Source organism: Halothiobacillus sp., assembly GCF_028710545.1.
In the GTDB taxonomy this organism is placed as follows: Bacteria; Pseudomonadota; Gammaproteobacteria; order Halothiobacillales; family Halothiobacillaceae; genus Halothiobacillus.
The window spans coordinates 1-10,732 of the sequence record NZ_JAQTTX010000067.1; the positions used below are offsets into that span (position 1 = coordinate 1).

11 protein-coding genes and 1 tRNA gene are annotated in these 10,732 nt (G+C 54.9%); 6 read left to right on the plus strand and 6 right to left on the minus strand.

The window, feature by feature from the left end:
- Nucleotides 1–207, minus strand: a 207-nt coding sequence (locus PHD44_RS11330; RefSeq protein ID WP_300191740.1) for a hypothetical protein, incomplete at its 3' end; no start/stop codon positions are given.
- Between PHD44_RS11330 and PHD44_RS11335 the strand changes: the two genes are divergently transcribed.
- From PHD44_RS11335 to PHD44_RS11345, 3 genes are all read left to right on the plus strand, one after another.
- Nucleotides 157–414 (plus strand): GGDEF domain-containing protein, encoded by a 258-nt coding sequence (locus PHD44_RS11335; RefSeq protein WP_300191768.1) that lies wholly within the window; start codon nt 157–159, stop codon nt 412–414. The genes PHD44_RS11330 and PHD44_RS11335 overlap by 51 nt on opposite strands.
- Nucleotides 415–489: 75 nt before the next feature.
- Nucleotides 490–566 (plus strand) — tRNA-Met (locus PHD44_RS11340).
- A gap of 200 nt (nt 567–766) precedes the next feature.
- Nucleotides 767–1,669: a LysR family transcriptional regulator gene (locus tag PHD44_RS11345; protein ID WP_300191743.1), complete on the plus strand. Its 903-nt coding sequence runs from the start codon at nt 767–769 to the stop codon at nt 1,667–1,669.
- Nucleotides 1,670–1,701: 32 nt separating this feature from the next.
- Here PHD44_RS11345 and PHD44_RS11350 read toward each other — a convergent pair whose 3' ends face one another.
- From PHD44_RS11350 to PHD44_RS11365, 4 genes are all read right to left on the minus strand, one after another.
- Nucleotides 1,702–4,044: a VWA domain-containing protein gene (locus PHD44_RS11350; protein WP_300191746.1), complete on the minus strand. Its 2,343-nt coding sequence runs from the start codon at nt 4,042–4,044 to the stop codon at nt 1,702–1,704.
- A complete protein-coding gene (locus PHD44_RS11355) occupies nt 3,965–4,192 on the minus strand; it encodes a GDCCVxC domain-containing (seleno)protein (protein WP_300191749.1) in 228 nt (75 codons plus the stop codon). Before PHD44_RS11355 ends, PHD44_RS11350 begins: the two co-directional genes overlap by 80 nt.
- 16 nt (nt 4,193–4,208) lie before the next feature.
- Nucleotides 4,209–5,012: a CbbQ/NirQ/NorQ/GpvN family protein gene (locus tag PHD44_RS11360; protein WP_300191751.1), complete on the minus strand. Its 804-nt coding sequence runs from the start codon at nt 5,010–5,012 to the stop codon at nt 4,209–4,211.
- 185 nt (nt 5,013–5,197) lie between these two features.
- A complete protein-coding gene (locus PHD44_RS11365) occupies nt 5,198–6,577 on the minus strand; it encodes a ribulose-bisphosphate carboxylase (protein ID WP_300191754.1) in 1,380 nt (459 codons plus the stop codon).
- 127 nt (nt 6,578–6,704) lie between these two features.
- Here PHD44_RS11365 and PHD44_RS11370 point away from each other — a divergent pair, with 127 nt between their 5' ends.
- Entirely contained in the window at nt 6,705–7,607 is a 903-nt protein-coding gene (locus tag PHD44_RS11370; protein WP_300191757.1) for a LysR family transcriptional regulator, read from the plus strand.
- A gap of 43 nt (nt 7,608–7,650) precedes the next feature.
- On the opposite strand, the gene PHD44_RS11375 is transcribed toward PHD44_RS11370, so the two are convergent.
- Nucleotides 7,651–8,604, minus strand: a complete 954-nt coding sequence (locus PHD44_RS11375; protein WP_300191760.1) for a CHAD domain-containing protein — start codon at nt 8,602–8,604, stop codon at nt 7,651–7,653.
- A gap of 192 nt (nt 8,605–8,796) precedes the next feature.
- Between PHD44_RS11375 and PHD44_RS11380 the strand changes: the two genes are divergently transcribed.
- Nucleotides 8,797–9,435, plus strand: a complete 639-nt coding sequence (locus PHD44_RS11380; protein WP_300191762.1) for an SCP2 sterol-binding domain-containing protein — start codon at nt 8,797–8,799, stop codon at nt 9,433–9,435.
- On the plus strand, nt 9,432–10,732 hold a 1,301-nt coding region (ubiB, locus tag PHD44_RS11385), incomplete at its 3' end, for a ubiquinone biosynthesis regulatory protein kinase UbiB (RefSeq protein ID WP_300191765.1). The genes PHD44_RS11380 and ubiB, both read left to right, overlap by 4 nt.

Here is a 10,732-nt window from a genome sequence, read left to right on the forward strand (position 1 = left end):
ACCGGCACGACGCTCCTTGCTCTCCCACGGGCTTGGAGTCCCAAGGGGTAGACGAGCTGCCTTGCCGGGCCAGACAAAATCGACTAACAATTTACCCGCCTTGTCCGGCAAAATGAAACATACAAGGAGTTCGTAGTCGTCCTCCCTGGTGCGAGTATTCAGGACGCACGCGACGTTGCTGAGCGCATTCGCTTCGCCATCAGTCAATCTCAGGTCAATCTGGGCGACCTGGTGCTACAGGTGACATCAAGCATTGGTGTTGCGGCAACGACAGGTCAAAAGTCCATTGCGGCCGATGAGTTGATCGCGCTGGCTGATGAGCGTTTGTACAAGGCAAAAGCAACAGGAAGGAATAAGGTCGTATCCGAAGCTGAAATTGCAAAGCCTGTAGTGACAACCAAACCGGCGCAATGACCCGCTCACGCTGCATGAAAATAAAATCAACCCTTGACAACAGTTCAGAAGTCTATAATATACGCCTCCTACTGACGCGGGATGGAGCAGCTCGGTAGCTCGTCGGGCTCATAACCCGAAGGTCGTAGGTTCAAATCCTACTCCCGCAACCAAATTTAAGCCCTTGATTGATAACCTTTTATTAGGTAATTATCATCAAGGGCTTTTTTTGCGCCCGCCCTTTGCGGCCACGTGCTGCAAACGGCTCGGTTGGGGGCGCTCTTGCTGACAGTCTCTGCCTTGTAACAGGCAAATCGTTCATAATTCAGAAGGTCGCCCATTAACCAAGCCGTTCGGATCACCAGGAGCAGATATGCGTCATTACACGACCTTCAGGCAACTTGAGATTTTCGAGGCCATCGCCCGGCTCGGTAGTTTCACCCGTGCCTCAGAAGAGCTTTTTCTGACGCAGCCAACGGTGTCCATGCAAATGAAAAAACTCTCAGAAATGCTGGGTGTGCCTCTGATCGAACAGGTGGGCAAGAAAATCCATCTGACAGAGGACGGAAAGGAGCTTGCACAGGCAACCCGTGAGGTATTTGGCATCATGGACCGGTTTACCATGTCGGTGGCCGAGCGGCAGGGTTTGAAGAAGGGCCAACTGCGTCTGATGGCGATTACCACCGCCTCGTATTTTGCGCCGCGCTTATTGGGTGAATTTTCGAAACTTTACCCCGGTATCGAGGTGAGTTTACGCGTTACCAACAAGGAACAGGTGCTGGCGAGTATTGCCGATAATCTGGATGATCTTTATCTGCTCGGTCAGCCCCCCGAAGATATGGAAATCGAATCCACGCCCATCATGGATAATCCGATTGTCGTGCTGGCCGCGCCGGATCACCCTTTAGCCAAAGAGAAAAACATCAGCCTTGAGCGCTTGGCCGAAGAGCCGTGGCTGATGCGGGAAAAAGGCTCAGGTACCCGTAATGCCATTGAGCGAAGGTTCGCTGAACAGGGCATTACGATTCGCCCAAGACTGGAGCTGGGTAGTAACGAGGCCATCAAGCAGGCAATTCTGACCGGACTGGGTATTTCGGTGCTGTCTCGCCAAACGCTCATGTTGAACCAGCCCGGTCAGTTCGCAATCTTGGACGTTCAAGGCTTTCCGATCATAAGGCAATGGTATGCCATCTATCCTGCGGGCCGGCAGCTGTCGGTGGCCGCACGTGCTTTTCTGGACTATCTGCTGGAGCGACCCAAGCAAGACAATATCTGAAGCGGGGATTCTTGGAAGATAAGGACGACCGGCTATTTGGTCAACGCCATGAACAGCTTCGGCAGGCGCTCCGGCAGGCGTTCGATATGGTCGATGATGGTGTAGTGCTGGCCGAATATGTCACGCACGTAATCATCATCGCCAGCTTTCAAGCGTGCATCCAGACTGATGCAATAGGGGAAAATGCCCTGTTGATCGAGTTCCTTGACTGCTTGACGCGCGTCTTCGATCAATAGCCGATCGTCAGAAGTATCCACGTCCGAAGGTTGGCCGTCGGTCAGGATCAGCATGAGTTTCTTGTCTGCCTTCTGGGCGCTGAGGTAATGGGCGGCGTGGCGCATGGCCGCGCCCATACGGGTTGAGTAACCGGCCTCCATTTTCGCCAGACGGGCTTTGACTTCATCGTCCCAGCGTTCGCTGTAGCCTTTGATGTGCTGATACCGTACTTCGTGGCGGGTATTGGAATGAAAACCGGCTATGGCGAAGGGGTCGCCGAGTTTGTCGATGGCCCAGGCCAGCAGTGATACGGCTTCCTGGCTGAGTTCAAGGATGGTTTGTTCACTGCCCGCCGCCTTTTCGTTGAGCGATTCCGAGAGATCGAGCAACAGCATGACGGCGATACTGCGGCCGTTTGTGCGATGGCTCATATTGATGCGCGGGTCGGGATTTGCGCCGCTCTTGTAATCGATCAGAGAGCGGATGGCTACGTCCAGATCAAGCTCACTGCCTTCTTCCTGATAACGGATACGCACCTTGTCCTGCGGCTTGAGTGCATCGAGCATTTTCTTGAGCTGTTTCGCGAGTGCCGCATGTTTTTGCAGCAGGCGGTCAATATCGGCGGCATTGCCACTGGAATGCAGCGATTCATACACGCTTACCCAGTCCGGTCGGTAGCTCTGGCTCACGTAATCCCACTCGGGATAATGACGTGGCGGCAGACCCTGTATTTCCTGCGGTTCGATTTTGCGCTGTTCATCGAAGGCTTCTTCCTCATCACCTGCTTCGATGAATTTCCACAGTTGGCGATTGTCGTCACGGTATTCGACAACGGTATTGTCGAAATGCACCTTGGCGAACTGATCACTCTGACGACGGGTTCTGGCGACATAGCTCAGCGCCAAGTGCGCAACCTCATTGGTTGAGGTTGCAGGTTGCTCCATCAGTGCATGGAAACGCGCGACAAATTCATTGAGATCGGCATCCGTGTAACCGTGATCCGGGTCGAGCAAGGCACGTGAGAGCATGGCGAGCCGGTGGCGCAGACAGGAGGTGGTCTCCGGGTCGCAGGCATTCTCTTGTGGTTTGGGATGCAGCGCGAGAAAGAGTTTCCGCATACCGGGATATTCGCGAATCAGTAGCGTGTCGATGCGGCAATCTTCGAAGAATTCGACCGCCATGCGCTGAAAAGGGCTCCAGTTATCAGCGATTTGCGCTTCGGACCAGCGGCGATGCCCAACGATATGCGCCAGAATGGCACGGTAGCGATCGATGCCGCGGATGCCATTTTGATCCTCGCACACATCCGGCAGCCGGATGCCGAGTTTGTCGTAATAAGGAATGGGCTTGCGGATTTGATCAAAAGCGGTGGAGTAGGGCACCAGATGCTCGCTGTCCTGCCACAAGCCGCGCAGATACAAATCAAGATTTCGCTCATTATCGACCAGGAGCGTGCCTTGCCGTTCGCGTTGCAGCACGGCGCGGCTGTCTGCCGATTGCAGACTGAAGTAATCCTTCTGGCGTTCGGGATGGTTGTTGTAATTGCGGATGCCATAGTCCACCCAGTTTTTCATGCCCGAGAGCGTGAGTTGGCCGAGCAGATTCGGTGCCTGAGCCAGAAAATCAGGTAAGCCGGGGCTTGGGAATGTCGTGTGGTGGCCGTGGATCGATCCGGTGGTTCGCGTCATCAGATTCTGCGTGATTTCCAGATATTCCTCGAGCAGCTCTGCCGATTGCAACCGTCGCGCTACAGGCGCCAGTGTGCGGATAAACGGATCGATGGCCCGGCCATTAGGGGATTTTTGCATGACACGGATGGTGTCCATAACCGCCGTGAGTGCCGATTCACCCACCGCTAAAGCGGTTGCGGGCCATTCCTCCAAGAAGGCCAGCATGGGCTCCACCCCGCGGCCCAGTTTGCCAATCGCCCGGGCGGCTTCGAGATAGGCGTCGACCCCTTCGCTACTGAGGGAGGCGAGCGCCTCGGTCATGCAGTCTTCGAAGACGGCTTGCGCCTGGGGAAAGCGGGTGTCGAGCCTGGTCCAATAGAGCTCAAGCTGCTGATCCCGGGAAAGCGTGTTATTCATGGCAACCGCAGCTTCCTTTGCCAGAAATTTGGATGGGCGGGCACGGAACGCTGCCATAGGAGCAGAAGACACAGCAATCACCCGGCTTAGGGCTTAGCAACTCGTGACATTGCGTGCATTCATAAAACCATTGGCAAGCGTCGGTTGGCATGGTTTCTTGTTGCGCAAAGTCGCAATGCGGACAGGTGAGAATGGATGTTGTGATGATTGATTGCTTCATTTTCACCTCGAGTAGGTTAGGTAAAGGTTGCGACGATCGCATGATCCAGCGTTTCGCGGATGTCGGCGTCATCGGTGATCGGGCGCACCAGCGCCATGCGGCAGGCATCGACCGGTGACACGTTGTCCTTGATCAGGGTTGCTGCATAGACAAGCAGACGGGTTGAAATGCCTTCATCCAATCCATGACCTTTCAGATTGCGTGCCACGTTGCCGATTTTGACCAATTTGGCGACCGTATCGGACGCCAAACCGGTTTCATTGGCCACAATCTCGGTTTCCAATGCGGCATCCGGATAATCGAAATCGAAGGCGGTAAAGCGCTGCTTGGTGGATTGCTTCAGATCCTTCATCAAGGTCTGATAGCCGGGATTATAGGAAATCACCAACTGGAAATCGGGATGCGCGTGGATCAGTTCGCCCTTCTTGTCCAGCGGCAGGGTGCGGCGGTGATCGGTCAGTGGGTGGATCACCACGGTGGTGTCCTGCCGCGCCTCAACGATCTCGTCGAGATAGCAGATGGCGCCGATACGCGCGGCGGTAGTCAACGGGCCATCCAGCCAGCGCGTGCCGCCTTCGTCAAGCAGGTAGCGGCCCACGAGGTCGGATGCTGTCATGTCCTCATTGCACGCCACGGTGATCAGCGGTTTGCCGAGCTTCCAGGCCATGTACTCGATAAAACGGGATTTGCCACAGCCGGTTGGCCCCTTGACCATGACGGGCAGACGATTGCGATAGGCAGCCTCATAAAGGGCGACTTCGTTATTCTGCTGCTGATAAAAGGGTTCAGCCTGAATTTTGTATTGTTCTTTATCGGTCATGGCATGGTTCCTTATCATTTTGGCTTGGCGGATTGCCCCAACATGCGGACGGTCAAGGGTGGTGAGACTGAAGAAGCAAGCTGGGCGATGCACACATCTTGGAATGTGCATGGCTCAGATGGCCATAAGTCAGGCACAGAACACCCCCGGCTTACCGAGGGTGTGTGGCTTATGCTAGGCGTAGATTATTTGTGGACGCCCAGTTTTTCGCGCCAGCCCGGATAGAGCTTGTCTGCATCTTTCGGGAAGGATTCGAAAGCACGCGCAAATTCCTTGTGCTCTTTGGCGAACTCGATCGGATCGGCACCGGCTTTCCAGCACTCGTAGGATTGACGCAGAGAGATCGCGCCAGCCGCCGGGCTGTCGATATGGCCGTAAGAACCACCACCTGCGGTGTTGATGACGTTGCCGTGGCCCAGGTTCTCGAAGAAGCCAGGCAAACGCAGCGCGTTCATGCCGCCGGAGATGATCGGTGTGGTGGGCTTCATGCCGTACCACTTCTGGAAGTACACCGGACCTTGTGCTTCATCCCGTTCGATCATGTACGCGATGTTGCGGTCGTCGCCTTCGCCTTCCATCTTGCCGTAGCCCATGGTGCCCACGTGGATACCGGAAGCCCCTTGCAGACGGGAGATTTTCGCCAGAACGAAGGCGGTGTAACCACGCTTGGCGGATGGCGAAGTAATCATGCCGTGACCGGCACGATGGTAATGCAGGTACTGGCTGGGGTATTGACGACGGGCCGTGGTGATCATGCCGGGGCCGCCAACGAAGCCGTCGACGAGGAAGGCCAGTTTGTCGGCATCGGGGCCGAATACTTCCAGTGCGAAATCGGCACGGGCCAGCATTTCATAATGGTCGTCGGCGGTGATGTTCATGGAGAACAGCTTGGCTTGACCGGTTTCGTCCTGGGCGCGCTTCATTGAGTCGTACACGAGCGGCAGCACTTTCTTCAACGGGCAGAACACCTGGTTGCCTTGTGGCTCATCGTTCTTGATGAAGTCGCCACCCAGCCAGAACTGGTAGGCCGCAGCGGCAAACGGCTCAGGGCGCAGACCGAGTTTGGGCTTGATGATGGTGCCGGCAATGTAACCACCATCTTTGATTGGACGGCCGAGAATACGCCACAAATCGGAGATGTCTTTTGCCGGGCCGTCGAACATCTGGATGCAACGCTCTGGCACGTAGAAGTCGATCATCTTGGCGTGTTCGATGTCGCCCATGCCCTGATTGTTGCCAATTGCGCAGGTCAGGAAAGACACGATCATGAAGCGGCCATCCGTCACGTTGCGGTCGAACAGTTCGATCGGATACGCAATGCGCATGTCTTCGGTGGCTTCATCGATGTGATAAACCAGCGCGTCAACACCTTTGGTGAAGTCGTCGGTGGTTGAAACTTCCACGTTGGTGCCGGTTGACGATTCTGCCGCGAAGTGAGCGGCGGCTTCAAGGTAACCGTGGCCAGCTTTCGGCTTCATTTTGTAGGCGACAAGAATGTGCTTGCCACCGGCAATCAAATCTTCTTCTTTCAGGCTCAGGTCGGCGTAACGAGCAGATTGATCCATGATGTAACTCCTCTGTTTATAAAAAATTCAGGATTGAGGTCCTAGACACGCCGAAGCACTTTAAAACCCGACTGATATAATTAATAATCAATTATATTTAGATAAAGCATAAGGCTGGACTTATACAATGCGCCGACTTACCTTGCGTCAATTGGTGGTCTTTGAGGCCGTGGCCCGGCATCTTTCTTTCTCCAAGGCGGCGGAAGAGCTTCATCTGAGTCAGCCCGGTGTCTCCATGCAGGTTCGACAGATCGAATCCTTTGTGGGGCTGCCACTCACCGAGCAGGTCGGTAAAAAGATATTTCTGACCGAAGCGGGGCGAAATGTTCAGCACGCGGCCATCAACATCTCCGCTCAGTTGAGTGATCTGGGCAATGCGCTAGCGCGGCTCAAAGGCGCAGAAGAAGGACAGTTGAATGTGGCGGTAACTTCCACGGTGAACGCGGTCGCCACAGGTATTCTGGCGGGGTTTCGTGGGCGTTACCCCAAGGTGTCTATTCACCTTGAGGTATCCAACCGCGCAGAGGTGCTGGGGTTGCTGGCCACAAACCGGATCGATCTTGCCATCATGGGGCAGGTGCCCGATGGCCTCGGGCTCGAAGCGACACAGTTCATGGATAACCCGCTGGTTGTTATCGCGCCGGTTGATCACCCCTGGGTCGGCCGATCCGATATACCCATTGCCGAGCTCGCGAATGAATCCTTCCTCGTGCGCGAGGACGGTTCGGGTACGCAGGGCGCCATGGAGCGTTTCTTTTCAGCCAGGGAGTTGAAAATTCACAAAAGCATGCAAATGAACAGTAACGAGGCGATCAAGATGGCCGTTCAGGCGGGGTTGGGTCTTGGGATCATCTCGGAGCAGACATTGGAAATGGAGTTGATGCTCAAGCGGTTGGCCGTCCTTTCTGTCGAAGGATTCCCGATCATGCGTCATTGGTTCATCGTGCACCGCAGCGACAAACTCCTCTCACCCGTGGCATCGGCTTTCAAGACCTACCTGCTGGCTGAATCGGCCACCCTTGAGCCGTGATTTTCATGCGGGACCATTTTGGACCCCTCGAAAAACTTTTCTATCAGGCGTTCCTTAATTCTTTTATCAGATCATTCAGTGCATTTTGCATTTGTGCGCGGGTTTGTGGCGCGGAGGAATGCCAGCCCCTCATCGCCGCCTCATAGTGTGTCGACTGCCAATGCAGATAGCGCGTCAATTGATTTCGAATTGCGGTGAAATCCTGTTGGATACCCCGCGTCGGAACCCCTGCCTGTTGGAGCCGATGGGACAAGCGCTCGTTCAGTTGTCCGCACAGCAAACCTGGAAGCCTTTGCCGGAGAACAAAAAGATCGTGCAGGTCGCCCAGTGTGGTTTGCATCTCCTTGAGTTGGGTCAATGCGGTTTGTGCTGTTTCGAGCCCGTAAGATGTAATGGGTTCAATCAGATAGCGCATGTGCTTGATGTGGATTCTGGCTTTATGCAGCGTCTCAGTATCTTCCTTGAGTAGCGGCAGTGTCTTTTCAAGCTCGCAGCTCAGGCGGTCTGCCAGCCAGGTCGCAAATGAGCTCTGTTTGTTTCGCTCTACACGTGTTCCGGGTTTAAGTGCCAGAACGTGCTGAGAGATGAGCGCTTCGAGCTTTTCGTTCTCTCGAATCAATGCACGTTCAGGCAAGGTGATGTCTGCCAGACCGGGGGCTATTTCTGTGTTTGCCTGTTGCAAAAGGCCGAGCATCACTTCCAGGTCACGGCCGGTGTTGCTGCCGTGTGCCCATTGTTTTAATTGTTCGCGTGCCCGTGGTTTGGTGCGTATCTGGTCATGCGATTGTAGCAACCAGACACGCAATCGGCGTATACCAACACGTAAATCATGCAGGGCTTCGCTGTCTTGCTGCAGGTCGCCGTTCGGCTTTGTCGTCTTGTTCAGCCAGATTCGACGGGCCTTTTGCATATCCTTTCTTAAATCCCGGACGATAAGACAGGCAACTTGGTCCGCCGGTTTGTGCAGTTGCTTGATATGCGTAATCCATTGCGACATGACGTTACAGACTCCGAATGACGGGTGGTGCCAAAAAATTCTGCCAAGAAAAATTCCATCAGGATAATCCTGACACCTTCGGATGAAGCATTTGCTAAGATTGCGGACTATTCTTTTGTGCGGACGTGAATCGGCGAAGCAACCGCCCGATGGGACGGCCCGGATGACGTTCACACCTGCTATGGACACGCCATGATCGGAACCACACTGCCTTTGCCCCTCATGCTGATGGTCGAAAAAACCATAAATCAGCGACTTGTGCAAGATACCTCGTCTTTGCAGCGCCTGCAAAAACTCAATGGACTGGTTTTCGAGGTGATCTTGCGTGATCCTGCGCTAAGTTTCTTCATTACCTCAACGCCCGAGGGCGTTTTACTGCTCCGTCATCATGAAGCGTATCCCGACGCGCGCATTACTGCGAGTAGCCTGGGGCTGATACGCGCCAGTCGAGCCGAGCACAAAATGGATGCCCTGTTCAACGGCGACATCCAGATCGAAGGCAATCAGGCAGCCGCTGAATCGCTTTTGCGTATCTTGGGTGCAATCGACTCCGACCCATTTGCGCGTCTGGCCGACAAAATCGGTGTGGCGCCGGCGGGGTTCATTGAGCGCAAGGTCGATCGAATCCGTGCCCAGGCTCAAATCTGGCGTCGTACCCGACAACTGGAAGCCGCTGATTTCATGGTCTTTGAGCGTGCCTGGCTGGTCGAACCTGATGCGCTGCGAGCGCAGCTGGATGAAATTGATGTTGTCCGGGATCGAGTGGATCGGCTGGCCGCTCGAATCGAGCAGTTGGCGGCGCGCACCACAAATGACCGGGGTGCTGCATGAAGCTTACCGTCATCTGGCGTCTGATCGTCATTCAATATGTGTTCTATCGTCACGGGCTCGATGAGCTGGTTCTTACCCTGCCGTTCCTGCGACCGGTTCGGTTCGTCACGTACTTCTCTCCCTGGTATTGGTTATCCAATAATCGTCAACGCTCACGCGGCCAGCGGCTGGTCGAGGCGCTGGAAGATCTCGGGCCGATCTTCGTCAAATTCGGCCAGATGCTGTCCACACGCAAGGATCTGTTGCCGATGGAATATGCCGATGCGCTTTCGGCCTTGCAGGATCGCGTTCGTCCCTTTCCGGCGGAGCAGGCGAGGAAACGGATCGAGCGCGCACTGGGATTCCCGATCGAGTCTGTTTTTTCCTGTTTTGAGGCGGAGCCGATGGCCTCTGCCTCCATTGCCCAGGTGCATGCTGCCACCTTGAAAAACGGGGATGAGGTGGTCGTCAAGATCGTTCGTCCCGGCATCGAGCCACGGATACGGCAGGATCTTGAAATCCTCTACACCGTTGCCCGCCTGGCAGAGAAATATTGGTCGGAAGGGCCGAGGCTCCACCCTGTGGACGTCGTGGCCGAATTCGACAAGACCCTGATGGATGAGTTGGATCTGATGCGAGAAGCCGCCAATGCGGCGGAATTGCGTCGTCACTTCGAGCATTCACCGCTGCTTTACGTACCACAAATCTACTGGGATCTTTGTCGTACCGATGTATTGGTTCAGGAGCGGATATTCGGCATTCCTATTGCCCAGACCGATCGGCTCAAGGCTGCGGGTGTTGACATGAAGACCCTTGCCGAACGGGGTGTCGAAGTGTTCTTCACACAGGTATTCGACAACAACTTCTTCCACGCGGATATGCATCCCGGCAACATCTTCGTGGATGTGAGCAACCCGGCCCAACCCAAGTACATGGCCATCGATTTCGGCATTGTGGGTAGCCTGATGCCGGAAGATCAGCGCTATATCGCTGAAAACTTCCATGCGTTTTTCAACCGCGATTATCGGCGGGTGGCTGAATTGCATGTCGAGTCCGGCTGGGTGCCTTCCTCGACTCGCGTCGAAGAATTCGAATCGGCGATTCGTACCGTGTGCGAGCCGATTTTCCAGAAGCCATTGAAAGAGATTTCCTTCGGCCATTTCCTGTTTCGTTTGTTTCAGGTAGCGCGCCGGTTCGACATGGAAGTCCAGCCCCAACTGACCTTGCTTCAGAAAACCCTGCTGGCAATCGAAGGTCTGGGGCGACAGCTTTATCCTGATCTTGATCTCTGGGCGACCGCCAAGCCGTTCATTGAACG

What these genes read in the sequence shown, in the direction of transcription:
- PHD44_RS11345 (WP_300191743.1), top strand. Translation starts at nt 767, where the DNA reads ATGCGTCATTACACGACCTTCAGGCAACTTGAGATTTTCGAGGCCATC.
- PHD44_RS11355 (WP_300191749.1), bottom strand. Translation starts at nt 4,192, where the DNA reads ATGAAGCAATCAATCATCACAACATCCATTCTCACCTGTCCGCATTGC.
- PHD44_RS11360 (WP_300191751.1), bottom strand. Translation starts at nt 5,012, where the DNA reads ATGACCGATAAAGAACAATACAAAATTCAGGCTGAACCCTTTTATCAG.
- PHD44_RS11365 (WP_300191754.1), bottom strand. Translation starts at nt 6,577, where the DNA reads ATGGATCAATCTGCTCGTTACGCCGACCTGAGCCTGAAAGAAGAAGAT.
- PHD44_RS11370 (WP_300191757.1), top strand. Translation starts at nt 6,705, where the DNA reads ATGCGCCGACTTACCTTGCGTCAATTGGTGGTCTTTGAGGCCGTGGCC.
- PHD44_RS11375 (WP_300191760.1), bottom strand. Translation starts at nt 8,604, where the DNA reads ATGTCGCAATGGATTACGCATATCAAGCAACTGCACAAACCGGCGGAC.
- PHD44_RS11380 (WP_300191762.1), top strand. Translation starts at nt 8,797, where the DNA reads ATGATCGGAACCACACTGCCTTTGCCCCTCATGCTGATGGTCGAAAAA.